The 15,750-nt window shown below is 73.9% G+C and carries 8 protein-coding genes; 6 read left to right on the forward strand and 2 right to left on the reverse strand.

What is annotated here, in order from left to right; translation table 11 throughout:
* Nucleotides 1–110: 110 nt before the first annotated feature.
* The gene (locus L7D48_RS14600) at nucleotides 111–1,754 is read left to right on the forward strand and encodes an NAD(P)/FAD-dependent oxidoreductase (RefSeq protein WP_237879866.1); all 1,644 of its coding nucleotides are present in this window, start codon (nucleotides 111–113) and stop codon (nucleotides 1,752–1,754) included.
* 184 nt (nucleotides 1,755–1,938) lie between these two features.
* The gene (locus L7D48_RS14605; RefSeq protein ID WP_237879867.1) at nucleotides 1,939–3,087 is read left to right on the forward strand and encodes an alkaline phosphatase PhoX; all 1,149 of its coding nucleotides are present in this window, start codon (nucleotides 1,939–1,941) and stop codon (nucleotides 3,085–3,087) included.
* A 61-nt stretch (nucleotides 3,088–3,148) separates the two neighbouring features.
* Here L7D48_RS14605 and L7D48_RS14610 read toward each other — a convergent pair whose 3' ends face one another.
* Entirely contained in the window at nucleotides 3,149–3,604 is a 456-nt protein-coding gene (locus L7D48_RS14610; RefSeq protein WP_237879868.1) for a hypothetical protein, read from the reverse strand.
* Between the two features lie 336 nt (nucleotides 3,605–3,940).
* Between L7D48_RS14610 and L7D48_RS14615 the strand changes: the two genes are divergently transcribed.
* The 4 genes from L7D48_RS14615 (at nucleotide 3,941) to L7D48_RS29455 (ending at nucleotide 10,128) form a co-directional block, all read left to right on the forward strand.
* Nucleotides 3,941–5,020 (forward strand): phosphatidylinositol-specific phospholipase C domain-containing protein, encoded by a 1,080-nt coding sequence (locus L7D48_RS14615; RefSeq protein ID WP_237879869.1) that lies wholly within the window; start codon nucleotides 3,941–3,943, stop codon nucleotides 5,018–5,020.
* 215 nt (nucleotides 5,021–5,235) lie between these two features.
* On the forward strand, nucleotides 5,236–8,421 hold the full coding sequence (locus L7D48_RS14620; protein WP_237879870.1) for an alpha-N-acetylglucosaminidase TIM-barrel domain-containing protein: 3,186 nt from the start codon (nucleotides 5,236–5,238) through the stop codon (nucleotides 8,419–8,421).
* Nucleotides 8,422–8,564: 143 nt separating this feature from the next.
* Nucleotides 8,565–9,260 carry a TetR/AcrR family transcriptional regulator gene (locus L7D48_RS14625; protein WP_237879871.1) on the forward strand — a complete coding sequence of 232 codons (696 nt, stop codon included), beginning with the start codon at nucleotides 8,565–8,567 and terminating at the stop codon, nucleotides 9,258–9,260.
* Between the two features lie 10 nt (nucleotides 9,261–9,270).
* Nucleotides 9,271–10,128: a DUF4253 domain-containing protein gene (locus L7D48_RS29455; RefSeq protein ID WP_237879872.1), complete on the forward strand. Its 858-nt coding sequence runs from the start codon at nucleotides 9,271–9,273 to the stop codon at nucleotides 10,126–10,128.
* Nucleotides 10,129–10,239: 111 nt separating this feature from the next.
* Here L7D48_RS29455 and pulA read toward each other — a convergent pair whose 3' ends face one another.
* On the reverse strand, nucleotides 10,240–15,636 hold the full coding sequence (gene pulA / locus L7D48_RS14635) for a pullulanase-type alpha-1,6-glucosidase (RefSeq protein ID WP_237879873.1): 5,397 nt from the start codon (nucleotides 15,634–15,636) through the stop codon (nucleotides 10,240–10,242).
* Nucleotides 15,637–15,750: the final 114 nt, after the last annotated feature.

A 15,750-nucleotide genomic window follows, 5' to 3' on the forward strand; every position in this document is an offset into this window, starting at 1 on the left:
GTGCGGCGCGCCCCGGCACCGCCCCGCCCGGGGGCTGACCGCCGCACCGGCCCGCTCCCGTACTCCCGTACTCCCGTAATCCCCGCCGTCGCACAGGAGGCTGTCCGCAGATGTCCGAGGCGTACGACGCCGTCGTGGTGGGATCCGGCCCCAACGGACTGGTGGCCGCGAACCTGCTGGCCGACGCGGGCTGGCGGGTGCTGGTCCTGGAGTCCCAGTCCGAGCCCGGCGGCGCGGTGCGCAGCGACCGCGGCGTCCACCCCGACTACGTCAGCGACCTGTTCAGCTCCTTCCACCCGCTGGCCGCCGCCTCGCCCGTCATCCGCTCCCTGGAACTGGAGCGCTGGGGTCTGAAGTGGAGCCACGCGCCGGCCGTCCTGGCCCATCCGCTGCCCGACGGGCGCTGCCCCGTGCTGCACCGGGACCGGGAGGAGACCGCCGCGAGCCTGGAGGCCTTCGCGCCCGGCGACGGGGAGGCGTATCTGCGGCTGACGCGCCTGTGGGACGGGCTCGGCCCGGACCTCCTGGACGCACTGCTCAACCCCTTCCCGCCGGTGCGCCCCGCGCTGTCGCTGCTGGCCCGGCTGCGCGCGGCCGGGGGGCTGCGCCTGCTGCGCACCCTGCTGCTGCCGGTGCGGCGGCTGGGCGAGGAGGAGTTCGGCGGCCAGGGCGGGCCGATGCTGCTGGCGGGGTGCGCGCTGCACACCGACCTCTTCCCGGAGTCCACCGCCGGTGCGGTCTACGGCTGGCTGCTGGCGATGCTGGGCCAGCAGTACGGCTGGCCGGTGCCCGCCGGCGGCGCCGGCTCCCTGACCGCGGCCCTGGTGGGCCGGCTGGAGTCGCGGGGCGGGACGGTGCGCTGCGACGCCCGGGTGGTGCGGGTGGTGGTCCAAGGCGGACGCGCGCTCGGCGTGCGGACCGCCGGCGGCGACGCCGTACGGGCGCGGCGGGCGGTCCTGGCCGACGTCCCCGCCCCGGCGCTGTACGGCGGGCTGGTCGACTGGGAGCACCTGCCCCTGCGGCTCCAGGACGACATCCGCCGCTTCCAGTGGGACACCTCGACGTTCAAGGTGGACTGGGCGCTGTCGGGGCCCATCCCCTGGTCCTCCCCCGGTGCCGCGGGCGCGGGCACCGTCCACCTGGCCGACGGCATGGACCATCTCACCCGTCACAGCGCCCAGCTGGCCACCGGCCTGGTGCCGGACCGGCCGTTCTGCCTGCTGGGCCAGATGACCACCTCCGACCCCACCCGCTCCCCCAGGGGCACCGAGTCGGCCTGGGCCTACACCCACCTGCCCCAGCGGGTGCGCGGCGACGCGGGCGGCGACGGCATCACGGGCCGCTGGGGGCCGGGCGAGCGGGAGGCCATGGCCGACCGGATGGAGGAGGAGGTGGAGCGCCGCGCCCCGGGCTTCCGCGAACTGGTCAAGGAGCGCCGCGTCATGGCCCCGCCGGACCTCCAGGCGCGCGACGAGAGTCTGGTCGGCGGGGCGCTGAACGGCGGTACCGCGGCCGTCCACCAGCAGCTTCTCTTCCGGCCCGTCCCCGGTACCGGCCGTCCCGCCACCCCGGTGCGCGGCCTCTACCTGGCCTCCGCCTCGGCCCATCCGGGCGGCGGCGTCCACGGCGCCTGCGGCTCCAACGCGGCCCGCGCCGCCCTGGCCGCCGCCCGCCCCCTGGCCCACTACGTCACGGGCCCGGCCCAGGCCGCCGCCCAGCGCGCGGCCATGCGGACGCGGGGCCGGCTCGACTGACACCGGGCCGTGCCCCGACCACGGCCGCCGGCCCCCGGACGCCCGACCGCGTCCGGGGGCCGGCGGCCGTGTGAGCGGCTGTTCACCGGATCTTCTCCCCCGGCTCCCTTCGCCCGGCGCCGACGGCGCGCGATGGTGACGTGTACACGCTCCTGACACGTTCCCTCACACGCCTGGAGTCCGCATGCAGCGACGCACCTTCCTGAGGACCGCCTCCGCCGGCGCGGGGGCCGTCGCCTTCTCCGGCGCCCTGTGGCAGGGCGCCGCCACCGCGTCCGGCGCCTCCGCCGCGGCGGCCGGCCCGTACGGACCGCTGCGGGCGCCCGACGCCAACGGGGTGGCGCTGCCGGAGGGTTTCCGCAGCCGGATCGTGGCCCGCTCCAGCCTGCCGGTCGGCGGGATCCTGTGGCACCCGGCGCCCGACGGCGGCGCCTGCTACCCGGACGACGGGGGAGGCTGGATCTACGTCTCCAATTCCGAGGTTCCCCTGGTGGGCGGCGCCTCGGCGATCCGCTTCCGCTCCGACGGCTCGGTCGACCGGGCCTACCGCGTCCTGGAGGGGACCAGCCTCAACTGCGCCGGTGGGGCGACCCCGTGGCGGACCTGGCTGTCGTGCGAGGAGACCTGGCGCGGCCGGGTCTTCGAGACCGACCCCTACGGGCGGCGCGAGCCGGTCGTGCACAAGGCGATGGGCCGCTTCAAGCACGAGGCCGCCGCGTGCGACCCGGACCGGCGGGTGGTCTACCTGACCGAGGACGAGCCGGACGGCTGCTTCTACCGCTACACCCCCGAGGTCTGGGGCGACCTGTCGCGCGGCCGGCTGGACGTGCTGTGCGAGTCGGCCGGCGGCGGTGTGGAGTGGCGCGAGGTCCCGGACCCTTCGGCGCCGCTGTTCGGGAGGCAGACGCGCCACCAGGTGGGTTCCGCCCGCCACTTCGACGGTGGCGAGGGCTGCCACTACGCGGACGGGACCTGCTGGTTCACCACCAAGGGCGACAACCGGGTGTGGGCCTACGACGCCGAGCGGGGCGGGCTGTCGGTGGTCTACGACGCGGACTCCCCGCTGGACGGGGTGGACAACATCACCGGCACCCCCGGCGGCGACCTGTACGTGGCGGAGGACGGCGGCAACATGGAGATCAACGTGATCACGCCCGAGGGCGCGGTGGCCCCGGTGATCCGGCTCGACGGCCACGACGACTCCGAGATCACCGGCCCGGCCTTCTCCCCGGACGGCTCCCGGCTGTACTTCTCCTCCCAGCGCGGCACCCTGGGCGATCCGGCCGGTCTGGGCGGCATGACGTTCGAGGTCTCCGGCCCCTTCCGGCGCTGACGGCTCCCGCCCCGCGCTCCTCCCCGGGGCGGGCACGCCGCCCGTCCCGGGGAGGTCGTGCTCAGAGAGCCTGGATGGTCCTGGTGTTGGGGAAGGAGCCGGGGCAGGAGGTGCTGCTGCCCTGGCCCACGACCACGTAGCCCGACGGGACGGGGGAGATGGAGCAGATGGACGTGGTGCCCGAGGTGTACGGCATGCGGATCGTCCAGGTGTTGGGGAAGGAGCCGGGGCAGGAGGTGCTGCTGCCCTGGGCGACGATCACATAGCCCGACGGAACCGAAGAGATCTTGCACATCGTCGTGGTGCCCGAGGTGTACGGCATGCGGATCGTCCAGGTGTTGGGGAAGGAACCGGGGCAGGAGGTGCTGCTGCCCTGGGCGACGATCACATAGCCCGACGGAACCGACGAGGTCTTGCAGATGGTCGTGGTCGAGGCTTGGGCGGACGAGCCGGTGAGGACCAGACCGGCGGCCGCCATCAGTAACGTCGTCAGGACAGCGGTGATGTGTCTGAACATCGGGAACCCCCCTGGGGCATCGGGAACACTGCGAAAAGCGGTGGGCACGCCCGGGCCCGCCGCATGGTGCGTGTCGTGCCGTGAAGACGGCCGCCGATCCGGTACGGGGCGCTGATCACGCTGGGCGGCCGGTCCATGACCCTATGGAAGGCGTGACATGGGGTCAAGAGCCGTCCGTACAGCGAAAAAGGCCGCTCGCGCAGAATGTCGGGCGCACGGCTCCCTTTCCTCGTCTTCCGTCTTTGTTGTTCCGTCCGTCGTGCACACGTCCTCCCCCGCTTCCGCGGACCGGCCTACCTTCGGACGGAATCGGCCTCGTAGAGGAAGGCGGCACGGATGAGACGGCACTCCGGAAACGGACGGGTACGGAACCGGCGGAGCACGGGCGGCCGGGCGGCGCGGTACGGGGCGGCCTCGGCGGCGGTCCTGAGCACGGTGCTCCTGTCGGCTCCCGCCGGAGCGGCGGCCCCGGGAGACCTGCCGTACTCCGGCACCACCTCCGTCGGGGTGCACAACGCCTACGAGAAGGACAAGTACACCTACTTCGCCGACGCCCTGGACTCCGGCGCCTCCCTGCTGGAGCTGGACGTGTGGGCCAAGTACTCGGGCGGCTGGCGCGTGGCCCACGACGGCCCGCTGGTCGACGACAACAACTGCGAGAACGCCTCCTCCCCCGCCGAGCTGCGCTCCAGACCCCGCAACCAGAGCCTGGCCGGCTGCCTGGCCGACATGCGGGCCTGGCACGAGGCCAACCCCGGGCACCGGCCGGTGCTGATCAAGATCGAGATGAAGGACGGCTTCGCCGGCGACCGCGGCCGCGGGCCCGCGCAGTTCGACGCCCTGGTGTCCCGGGAGCTGGGCGACGCGCTCTACCGGCCCGGCGACCTCGCCGCCGGCCACGCCACCCTCGACGACGCCGTACGCGGCGGGGGCTGGCCCACCAGGGACGCGCTGGCGGGCAAGTTCCTGATCCACCTCATCCCCGGCACCGTCGAGGAGTCCAACCCCTTCGACACCCTGTGGACCGACCGCGAGTACGCCGCCCACCTGCGCGGCCTCGCCGCCTCCGGGCGGCTGGGCGAGGCCACCGCCTTCCCCGCCGTGCACCGCGCCGCGGCCGGGGATCCGCGCACCCGCTACGCGGACGCCTCGCTGCGTCCCTGGTTCGTGGTCTTCGACGGCGACGCCTCGGCGTACGTCTCCGGCGGCATCGACACCGCCTGGTACGCCCGCAACGGCTATCTGCTGGTCATGACCGACGCCCACGCCGTGGCCCCGGCCATCAGCGCCACCGCTCCGACGGAGGGCCAGGCGCGCGACCGGGTGGCGCTGCTGGCGGCCGAACGGGCGAGCGTGGTCACCTCCGACTGGACCCGGCTGCCGTCCGTGCTGTCCACCGTACTGCCGCGCGGCTGACGGGGGTTGGCGGCCGCCCGGACGGCCCGGGGCGGCCGGGGCGCGGCGCCCGGGCGGCGGAAGGCGGCAGCCGTGCGTGTCGTCCTCGCCGGGAAGCCGTTTCCGCCGCGCGGCCGCCTGGTACGGCTGCCCCAGGCGTACGGCCCCGGAGGGCTCCGGCGAGCCGCGGCGGCGAGGGCGGGCGAAGGCGGATTCCCTTCTCCGAAAGGTGTTCCATGGAACTGCTGGATCAGGGACGGCCGGAAGCGGCCGAGGCCGCGCAGGCGGTGGAGGGCACGGGCGGCGCAGGGCTCACCCGGCGCACGGTACTGGGTGCCGGGACGGTGGCGGCGTCCCTCGTCGCCGCGGTCGGCCCGGGCCTGACAGCGGGCGGTGGCGGCGCGGCGGCGGCCGCGCCGCCCTTCTCCACCGGGCCCGCCGCCGCGGCGCTGCGCCGGCTGCTGCCGGAGCACGCCGCGCAGTTCCGCCTGGCCGCGCTGGACGCGCCGGACGGCGCCGAGCGGTTCCGGGTCGCGGGCGCGGCCGGGCGGGTGGAGGTGTCCGGCACCAGCCCGGCCGTGCTGCTCACCGGGGTGCACTGGTACCTCAAGGAGATCTGCTCGGCCCACATCTCCTGGGCCGGGCGCAACGTCGACCTGCCCGCCACCCTGCCCGCGCCCGAGCGCCCCCTGGAGCGCTCCACCACGCTGCCCAACCGCTTCGCGCTCAACGACACCAACGACGGCTACACCCACCCCTACGCCGACTGGCCCTACTGGGAGCGGCTGATCGACGTGCTCGCCCTGCACGGCTGCAACCAGGTGATGGTCATCGCCGGGCAGGAGGCCGTCTACCACCGGCTGCTGAAGGACTTCGGCTACTCCGACGCCGAGGCCCGCCGCTGGCTGCCCGCCCCCTCCCACCAGCCCTGGTGGCACCTGCAGAACCTCAGCGGCTACGGCGGCCCGATGAGTCCGGAGCTGATCGGGCGGCGCGTGGAGCTGGGCCGGCGCATTACCGCCCGGCTGCGGGAGCTGGGCATGCACCCGGTGCTGCCCGGCTACTACGGCTCGGTGCCGAGGGACTTCGCCGGGCGCGTCCCCGGCGCCCGCACCGTCGCGCAGGGCACCTGGCACGGCTTCGCCCGGCCCGACTGGCTCGACCCGCGCACCCCCGTCTTCGCCGACGTCGCCGCCGCCTTCTACCGGCACCAGCGGGAGCTGTTCGGCAGCGCTTCGCACTTCAAGATGGACCTGCTGCACGAGGGCGGGAACGCGGGGGACGTACCGGTGGCCGACGCCGCGCGCGGGGTGGAGAGAGCGCTGCGCAGGGCCCACCCGGAGGCGGTGTGGGTGATCCTGGGGTGGCAGGACAACCCGCGGCGCGAGCTGGTGGACGCCGTGGACAAGAGCCGGATGCTCATCGTCGACGGCATCTCCGAGCGCACCGAGACCGTCCACGACCGCGAGGCCGACTGGAACGGGACCCCCTACTGCTTCGGCGCGATCCCCAACTTCGGCGGACGCACCACGCTGGGGGCGAAGACCCACGTGTGGAACGAGCGCTTCCACGCCTGGCGCGACAAGCCCGGCAGCGCCCTGGCCGGCACCGCGTACCTGCCGGAGGCCGCCGACCGCGACCCGGCCGCCTTCGACTTCTTCTCCGAACTGGCCTGGCGCGACGCCCCGGTGGACCTGCCCGGCTGGTTCGCCCGGTACGCCGGGTACCGCTACGGGGCCGCCGACCCGCGGGCGCGGGAGGCCTGGCGGGCGCTGCACGACACCGCCTACCGGCACCGCGCCAGGCTCTACGGCTTCACCCACGACAGCCTCTTCGCCGCCCGCCCCGACCTCGCCGCCACCCGGGCCGGGCAGTACGGCCCCACCGAGCTGACCTACGACCCGGCACGCTTCGACGCCGCCCTGGACGGGCTGCTGGAGGCCGCCCCCGCCCTGCGCGGCGGCGACGCCTACCGCCACGACCTGGTGGACGTCGCCCGGCAGGCCCTGGCCAACCGCAGCCGGGTGCTGCTGCCCCAGCTGCGCACCGCCTACGAGGACGGCGACCTGGGGACCTTCCGGGAGCTGTCGGCGCTGTGGCTGCGGCTGATGACGCTCACCGACGAACTGGCCGGAACCCACCGGATGTTCCTGCTGGGCCCGTGGACGGACGCCGCCCGCCGCATGGCGGCCTCCCCCGGGGAGGCGGCGGAGCTGGAGCGCACCGCCCGGGTCCTGCTGACGGTGTGGGGCGAGCGGGCCACCGCCGACGCCGGAAAGCTGCACGACTACGCCAACCGCGACTGGCACGGGCTGACCGGTGACTTCCACCTGCCGCGCTGGCGGCTGCTGCTGGACGAACTGGACGCCGCGCTGGCCTCGGGCCGTCCGCCCGCGCCGATCGACTGGTACGCGGTCGAGGAACCCTGGACGCGGGAGCGCCGGGAGTACCCACTGCGGCCCTCGGGCGATGCGTACGCCACCGCGCAGCGCGTGCGCGACAGCCTCGCCCGCGCGCCCTACCAGGGGCGGCTGGAGGCCGCACTGGAGCCGGGGGCGCTGGAGCCGGGCGGGCGCGGGATGCTGACCGCCTCCTTCACCAACACCAACGGGCTGCGGGCCGCCGGCCCGGTCGAGTTCGCCCTGTCCACCGGTTCCACCGGTCTGCGGGCGGTGCCGCTGGACCCCACCACCGCGGACCGCGTGCCGCCCGGCGGCCGGGCCCGGGTCCGCTGGCGGGTGACCGCCCCCGGCCGGCCGCTGACCACGCCGCTGCGGGAGCTGTCGTACGGCCTGACCGCGCGGTACGGGCCCGAGGGCGGGCGCCGGGTGCGCACGGAGCTGGGCGGCTCGCTGTTCCTGGCCGGGCCGCTGCCGGCGGGGCTGCGCACGGTCTCCACCAACGACGCGGTCTTCGGCCGGATCGGCGAGCGGTACGCCGTGCACGGCGGAGGCGCGGACCTGTGGAAGGGCACCGCGGAGTTCGGCGCCGTGTACCGGCCGGGCGGGCTCGGCGAGCGGGGCTCGGTGACGGTGCGGGTCGACTCCCAGGCGGAGACCGGGCCGTGGGCGAGGGCGGGGATCATCGTCCGCAACGACCTGTCGCGGGCCGGCTCGCCGGGCTTCGTCAACCTGTCGGTGACCCCGGCCAACGGAGTGGTGCTGTCCTACGACTCGGACGGCGACGGCACGCTGGACTCCTACCGGCGGATCACCGGGGTGAAGGCCCCGGTGCTGCTGTGGCTGCGGCGCGCGGGCGCCGAGTACACCGGCGAGCTGTCCGGCGACGGCGGCGCGAGCTGGCGGACGGTGGCGACGGTACGGGTGCCCGGCGCGGCCGGACGGCAGGACGCCGGACTGGGCATGACCGCGGCGGGCGGCACGGCCGGCACGGTGGAGTTCTCCGGGTGGCGCACGGCCTGACTCCGGGCGGCCGGCGGGCCGGGGCCGGAGCCCCCGCCGGCCCTCCCCCCGGCCGCCCGGCAGTCGTCCGACGGCCGTCCGACGGCCGTCTCCGCACGCGGACGGGGCGGCCGGTGACGCGCGGCGCTCGCTAGGGTGTTCCCATGACCACCGGGGTACGCCGCAGGATGGGTGTCGAGGAGCGTCGGCAGCAACTGATCGACGTCGCACTGAGGTTATTCAGCGACCGTCCGCCCGAGGACGTCTCCATCGACGACATCGCCACCGCGGCGGGGATATCGAGGCCGCTGGTCTACCACTACTTCCCGGGCAAGTACAGCCTCTACGAGGCGGCGGTGCGGCGGGCGGCCGACGAGCTGTCCGCCCGGTTCCACGTACCGCACGAGGGCCCGTTCAGCCTGCGGCTGCTGCTGGTGATGGGGCGTTACTTCGACTTCGCCGAGGAGCACGCGCCGGGCTTCTCGGCACTGCTGCGCGGCGGTTCGGTGCGCAGCGAGGCCGTGGTCGAGGAGGTGCGGCAGGCCGCGTACGAACAGCTCCTGGCCCATCTCGAACTCACCGACCCCGGCCCCCGCATGTCCCTGGTGATCCGCACCTGGGTCGGTGTCGCCGAGACCACGGCGCTCAGCTGGCTGGCCGACCGCTCGATACCGCGCCGGGAGCTGGAGCGGCAGCTCGTCCACGACCTGCTGGCGCTGGCCGCGGTGACGGCCGCGTTCGACGAGGAGACGGCCGGAGTGCTGCGCCGCGTCGTGGAACAGGAGCCCGCCGACGGCCCGTTCGCGGAACTGGTGGCCAGACTGCTGGCACTCGTTCCCGGGAGGGCGGACGGCGGGTAGTTTCGACGTCGTGACTCATGTGACCCGTGGACCGAGCACCAGGGCACCGCGTCTGCGCTCGCTCGCGGCGTCGGGGGCGCTGCCGCCGGGCACGCTGGTGGACCGGACGGTGCTCGGCAGGCTGCCCGAGCCGCTGCTGTGGCGCGCCGACGAGCCCGCCGGGCCGGACGGCTGGGAGCGGATGCTCCCGGTGCGGGACGCCACCGGGCTGTGGCCCGTGCTGCTGGGCACGCATGTCCGCGGCACCGCGGTGGAGGACGACCTGCTGCCCCCGCCGCAGGACGCGGACGGCAGCGGCGGTACGGGCGCCGGGGCCGGCACCGGGACGGCCGCCGCCGGTGTGCTGGCCGCCTGGTGGAGGCGGCACGCCGCGTGGGAGCCGGACGGCCGCGGGGCCGGGGGGACACCGGCGCTGCGGCCGTACGGCAGGCGCCCGCCCGAACTGGCGCGCCCCTCGCGCGCGGGCGGCGATCCGGACGCGGCGGCGGCCGGGGCGGCCCGCGCGCTGGTGACGCGCGGCACCCTGCGCCGCCCGCGGATGGCCCTGGTCCCGGCGGCGCGGAGCGCGGACATACCCGCCGTCATCGGCTGGTCGGGCACCCTGGCCTCCGGCGAGGACTTCGAGGGGTACGGCACGGTGCTGCGCTCCTGGGAGGAGCGTTTCGGCACGCGGGTGGTGGCGCTGGAGCCGGACGTGCTGCACCTGTCGGTGCCGGACCCGCCCCGCACCACGGCCCAGGCCCTGCCGGTGGCGGCCGAGCACTACGCGTTCTGCCCCTCGGTGGTGCGGCAGGGCGCCGGATCGATCTCGCGCTACGCGGACAGATGGCTGACCGGCCGGAACCTGTGGTCCTTCTGGTGGGACTGAGCACCGGCCGGGACGGCCGGCGGGGAGACGGCGGGCAGGACGCGCCCCGGGGCGGGGCCGTCTGTCGCCGGCCCCGCCCCGGGGTCCTTCCCGTCTACCGTCCCGCGCGGGTCATCGCGCGGCGAACACCGCCACCGTGCGCGGCGGCACCGTGAAGGCGCCCCTCCCGCCGTCGAAGGCGGCGGTCCGGACCACCGTGTCGGAGCCTTTCGCCTGCACCGGGTGCAGTGCGTAGGAGGCGCCGGCGAGCGAGGGGACGGTCTGCGTCTGCCGCTCGGGGGTGGCGTTGAAGACGACCACCAGATCGCGGTCGCCGTCCGCCAGGCGCATGGTGATCACGCCCGGAGTCTCCTCCTCGCCCGACAGCGGGAAGGACAGCGCCCGCTGGACACCGGCCGCCGTGGACTGGCTGAAGACCTTCTCGGTGGAGCGGATCTCCAGCAGGTCGCGGTAGGCGGCGGAGGCGCCCCGGATCTCCCCGCAGGAGGGCGAGAGGTCGGCCAGGGTCAGCAGCGGCTTCGCGTACGGCCACTTGTCCTCGTTGTCCCAGGCCGGCGGCAGCCCGCGGCCGAAGCCGTTGCCCGCCTCGCAGTTCCAGTGGATGGCGTTGTACCAGTCGCCGGAGTCGTAGGAGTTGCGGTCCAGCGACTTCGAGCGCAGCAGGTCGCTGCCCGCCTGGCTGAGGGCCGGTCCCTGGGAGAGGGCGGCGGTGGCCATGGCGATCACCTGCATACGGGCCCGGTCGGCGGCCGGGGTGTCCTCGGGCAGCTTGAACGCCAGGGCGTCGTAGAGGGTCTCGTTGTCGTGGGCGTCGGCGTAGGCGAGCGCCTCGCCGGGGGCGCCGGCGTATCCGGCCGGTGAGCCGTTGTAGTCGACCTGCGAGCCGGTGACCCGCCTGCCGGAGGTGTCGGTGAAGGTGTAGTCGGCGAGGTTGCCGGACAGTCCGACCTTGATCAGGTCCTGGTAGTGCAGCAGCCGCTGCCTCTGCTCGGCCCGGCTGCCGTTGGCGTCCGAGGAGTTGGGGTCGGTGTACAGGCCGCTGGCGAAGCCCTGGACTCCGGGGTCGGCGTCGAAGGGGCCTCCGCCGCGCACCGCGTCGCGGGCCCGGTCGGAGAAGGTGGCGATGCCGGTGCCGGCCATGTTCTTCTGCGTGGCCTGGACGAAGCGGGCGTCGTCGGCGACCTCTCCGAAGTTCCAGCCCTCGCCGTAGAGGATGATGTCCTTGCCGTCGACACCGTCCTTCTCCGGCGTGAGGGCGTCCAGCGCCTCGCGGACGGCCAGGATGTTGGCCTTGGGGTGGTGGCCCATCAGGTCGAAGCGGAAGCCGTCCACCTTGTACTGCCTGGCCCAGGTGACGATGGAGTCGACCGTGAGCTTGCCCATCATGGTGTGCTCGGGCGCGGTGTTGGCGCAGCAGGTGGAGGTGGCCACCGTGCCGTCGGCCAGCAGGCGGTGGTAGTAGCCGGGCACGATGCGGTCCAGGACGGACTGCTCGTCCTGCCCGGCGGCCATGGTGTGGTTGTAGACCACGTCCAGCACGACCCGCAGTCCGGCCTCGTTCAGGCTCTTGACCATCCTCCGGTACTCGACGGTGCGGGTGGTGCCGTCGGCGTCGGTGGCGTACGAGCCCTCGGGCACGGTGTAGTGCAGCGGGTCGTAGCCCCAGTTGTAGGCGTCCTTGCCGCGGGTCTTCCCGATGCACTCCTGCTGCTCGCCGGAGTCGGCGGGCAGGGCCGCCAGGTCGCAGGCGGGTTCGGTCCTCTCGGCGGCGCGCTCGGGGATGGAGGCGATGTCGTACGAGGGCAGCAGGTGGACGTGTGAGGTGCCCGCGTCCGCCAGCTTCCCGAGGTGCTTCATGCCGTCGGCCGAGCCCTCGGTGAAGGCCAGGTAGCCGCCGCGGTGCTTCTCGCTCACCGTGGGGTCGGCGACGGAGAAGTCGCGGATGTGCAGTTCCTGGATCTGCGCGTCGCGCAGCGGGGTCGGGGCCGGCTTGTCCAGCTTCTTCCAGCCCCTGGGGGCCAGTTTCGGGTCGGACAGGTCGACGACCAGGCTCTTTTCGGAGTCGGTGGTCAGGGCGGTGGAGTAGGGGTCGGTGACCTTGTTGGTGACCAGCCTGCCCACCGAGGGCGCCCAGACCTTCACGTGGTAGCGGTACGGCTCGCCCGTCCAGCTCCGGTTGCCGCGCGCGCTCCACACGCCGGTGGCGTCGTCGCGGCGCATCCGCACGGTGCGGCCGTCCAGTTCGAGGGAGACCTGCTGCGCGGTGGGTGCCCACACCGACAGGGTGGGGCGTCCCTTGCGGTCGAAGACCGGACCGAGGTCGGCCTTGGCCGCCTTCTTGCCGTAGAGGTCGTCCAGCACGCCGGGGATCTGCACTCCGGTCGCCGCCAGCAGCGCGCTCTCGCTGTTGCGCTGGGTGGCGACGATCTGGCCGCGCAGGGCGGTGCGCACCCGGTCGCGGTCGCGGGGGTCGATGCGGAAGGCCGGGTAGTCCTTCAGGTGCGGGAACTTCTCCTTCTGCGCGTCGCTCAGCCCGCCGGGCACGGGGTTCAGCCGCAGCCAGCGGCCCTCGTGGTTCAGGGCGCCGTCCTCGACCGCGATGGTGCCGCGGGTGTCGTAGGCGAGCTGCTGGCTGGTGGCGTCGGTGGCCTTGACCTTCCAGGCGACGGTGTCCCGGTCGATCCACTGGGCCTCGGCCCCGCCCAGGTCCAGGTCGGGCGCGCTGCCGGTGGTGGGCAGCAGGTAGCCGGGGGTGGCGGACAGCTTCCAGACCTCGCGGCCGTGGGTGGCGAAGTCCAGCGACTGGTCGGCGTTCTCGTCCTTGGTGTCGCCCTTGTGGATGATGTAGCTCAGCGAGGTCGCGCCCTCGGCGAGCGGCACCTCGAAGGTGACGCCGAAGGCGTCCTTCCCCGTCGGCATCAGGGGCTTGGACCAGTCGGTGGGCTCGGCGGCACCGGTCCAGGTGTGCAGGCCCCAGCCGTCGTAGTCGCCGTCCGTGCGGTGGTAGTGCAGTACGGCCTTCTTCTCGTCCTGCGGCGGGTAGACGCCCCCGGGGCGCTCGGACAGCGTCTTGTCGCTGCCCTGCTCGACCCACACCTCGCCGGTCCTGGCCAGGTCGATGGTGCGCTCGGGTCCGTCGTCCACGCCGTCCTTGGTGACGGTGAAGGACACCTCGCCCTCGCCCTCGGCGGGCCTGACCCAGGCGAAGGCGCCGTAGGCGTCGCGGCCGGTGAAGTCGGCGGTGCGGTCGCCGGCGACCAGTTTCCAGCCGTCGTAGTCGCCGTCCGTGCGCTGGTAGTGGACGACGGCCCAGTCCCGCTCGACGGCCGAGGGCTTCTTCGGCGGCGGGGCCTGGCCGGCGGCCGAGGAGGCGGTGTCGGAGGCGGTGCGGCCCTCGGCGTCGACCACGACGGCCTTGTAGCGCAGCGGCGTTCCGGCCTTCACGTCCCGGCCGATGTGCTGGGTGACCTTGTAGGGGGCGTGGTCGGCGGTGCCGAGGGTCTGCCACTTCCCGTCACCCGTCTGAGCGGCGAAGACGACGCGGTTCGGTCCGCCTCCGTCTCCTCCCCCGACGTTCGCGGTGATCTCGACGGTGCCGGTGGCGCCCGCGGCGGGGGCCTCCAGCTCGATGGTGGGCGCGGCGGCGGGGGCGGGCAGCGGCTTCGCCGCCCTGAACACCGCGGTGGACAGGGCCGGGACGGTGACGGTCAGCCTCGCGTCCGATCCGGTGCGCACGGTGGCGTCGCCGCCGTGGAGCTGGCGGAACGCGGTGTCCGGCGAGCCGGTGGGGATCTCGACGGTGCGGGCCTTCTCGCCGTTGTTGGCGGCGACGAGGTACTCGGTGCGCCGCTCGGCGTCGGTGCGGGTGAAGGCGTACACGCCGGGGCCGTCACCGCTGTGCGCGTACCGCTCGGTCTGGACGCCGTCGCGCAGGGCGGGGTGCTTCCGGGTCAGCTTCGACAGGGCGGCGATGGAGCGGTACAGGGGGTGGGAGGTGTCGTAGGCGTCCTCGGCGTGGGTGCTGTCGGTGCCGATCCGGTCGTTCTTCTCCTCGTCCAGGTAGGAGGGCACCTTGGAGGCGAAGAGGGTCTGGCGGGCGTCCTGGTCGCCGCCGGTGCCGGTGAAGCCCTGCTCGTCGCCGTAGTAGATCACCGGGTTGCCGCGGCTGAGGAACATCAGCTCGTTGGCGAGCTTCGCCCGCTTGAGCAGTTCGGCGTCACCGGCGCCGGGGTTGTCCTGGCGCAGGAAGGCGCCGATGCGGCCCATGTCGTGGTTGCCGGTGAAGGTGACCTGCTCGTACGCGTTGGAGCGGCCGGTGGTGTAGCGGTAGTCCTGGGCGAACAGGTCCGACAGCCTGGCCGCCGGCCCGCCCTGGGAGGCGTAGGAGCGGGCCGCCTCCTGGAAGCCGAAGTCGAGGGTGGCGTCCAGCTTGCCGCGGGTGACGTAGGGGGCCATCTGGGCCGGGTCGGAGGAGTAGACCTCGCCGAACATGAAGAAGTCCTCGCGGCCCTTCTTCGCGGCGTAGGCGTCCAGGGCGGTGGCCCACTGGGTCCAGAACTCCATGTTGACGTGCTTGACCGTGTCGATACGGAAGCCGTCGATCCGGAAGTCCTTCACCCACCGCTGGTAGATCTTCTTCATGCCCTCGACGACCTCGGGACGCTCGGTCCACAGGTCGTCCAGGCCGTGGAAGTCGCCGTACTGCGAGCTCTCCCCGGCGAAGGTGGAGTCGCCCCGGTTGTGGTACATCTCCGGGTCGTTGAGCCAGCCGGGGACCTTCACGTCCTTCTCGGCGGCCGGAACGACCGGGGTGCGCGGGAAGGAGTCGCGGTCGGTCTTGGGGAATTTCCCTCCAGCGGCGTAGTCGGCGTCGTCGAAGGGCCTGCCGTCCTCGGTGAGGTAGGGGAAGGCGCCCTTGGACAGGTAGGAGTAGGACTTCTCCTCGTAGTTCACCACGTCGGCGGTGTGGTTGGTGATGACGTCGAAGAAGACCTTCATGCCCTTGTCGTGGGCGGCGTCGATCAGCTTCCGCAGGTCGTCGTTGGTGCCGAAGTGCGGGTCGACCTGGGTGAAGTCGGTGATCCAGTAGCCGTGGTAGCCGGCGGAGGCGTTCTCCCCCTCGCCCTGGACCGGCTTGTTCTTGAAGATGGGCGCCATCCAGATGGCGGTGGTGCCCAGGCCCTTGATGTAGTCGAGCTTCTTGGTCAGGCCCTTGAGGTCGCCGCCCTGGTAGAAGCCCTTGTGGGTGGGGTCGTAGCCGGTGGTCAGGCGGTCACCCTCCAGCCCGCCGCGGTTGTTGGAGCGGTCCCCGTCGGCGAAGCGGTCGGGCAGGACGAAGTAGAACTGCTCCCGTGTCAGGTCGTGCCGGGTGGGCTCGGCGGCCAGTTTCGCGTCGGACGGCGGCGGTGGTGGTGCGGCCTTGGCGGGGGCCGCCGCGGTGATGAGCGTCGCCAGGAGCGCGGCCGCGATGCTCGCGGCCGCTCCTCTGCGCGCCAGGGGACCTGTCACGGGTCGCTCTCCTCGGGTGCGGTGATCTGTGCGTGGTGCGCTGTGTCGCGCGGTGTCGCGCTGTGTGTGTGGGGGGGACCTGTGGGGAGTCCGGGCGGCCGGATGGCCGGGCGG

The organism is Streptomyces sp. ICN903, assembly GCF_022015835.1.
Classification (GTDB): domain Bacteria; phylum Actinomycetota; class Actinomycetes; order Streptomycetales; family Streptomycetaceae; genus Streptomyces; species Streptomyces fenghuangensis.